Source organism: Lactobacillus sp. CA30L (genome assembly GCF_059900845.1).
This window is the reverse complement of sequence record NZ_JBWXGB010000022.1, coordinates 1-480: the sequence shown is the minus strand read 5'-3', so window position 1 is coordinate 480 and position 480 is coordinate 1. Positions and strand designations below refer to the sequence as shown.

At 35.6% G+C, this 480-nt stretch carries 2 protein-coding genes; both read right to left on the bottom strand.

Features of this window, described 5'->3' with window-relative positions; genetic code table 11:
* A partial coding sequence (locus tag AC2JF8_RS09265; RefSeq protein WP_500762803.1) for an orotidine 5'-phosphate decarboxylase / HUMPS family protein occupies positions 1–186 on the bottom strand: 186 nt, incomplete at its 3' end.
* Between the two features lie 13 nt (positions 187–199).
* Positions 200–480 (bottom strand): PTS sugar transporter subunit IIB (locus tag AC2JF8_RS09260; RefSeq protein ID WP_500762802.1); only part of this gene is annotated, 281 nt, incomplete at its 5' end.

Genomic DNA, 480 nt, shown 5'->3' with positions numbered 1-480 from the left:
ATCAGCAACAATCGTTTTATTAGGAAACATGCGTTTTAAACAACGAATTGCTTTTTGGCCTTCTTGTAAACACAAAATAGTGCCAACTTCGATAATATCCACAATTTCTCCGACTTTCATACAATCTGCTAAAGCGTCTTCTAAGCTATTATGATCTAAAGCGATTTGTAAGTTTGGTCTTTTCATCTTTCCCACCCTTTTATTCAGATTTTTGATAACGATCTGAAGCCATATATTTTTCTTGAATTTCTTTTGCAGACATTACATTTTTAATGCCAATCACTGTGACTCCGCGTTTTTCTGATTGCTGAAACATTTGTAAAAAATTGACTGGAGTAAAAACAACGTCGTATTGGCTAGCAGAGCTTTTTCCTTCTGAAATGGCGCAATGATGAATTTTTGTAATCGGTACACCTAATTCTTTCATTGCTTTTTCAACACTCCGCATCATCATTAGACTCGTGCCAGAACCATTGGCAC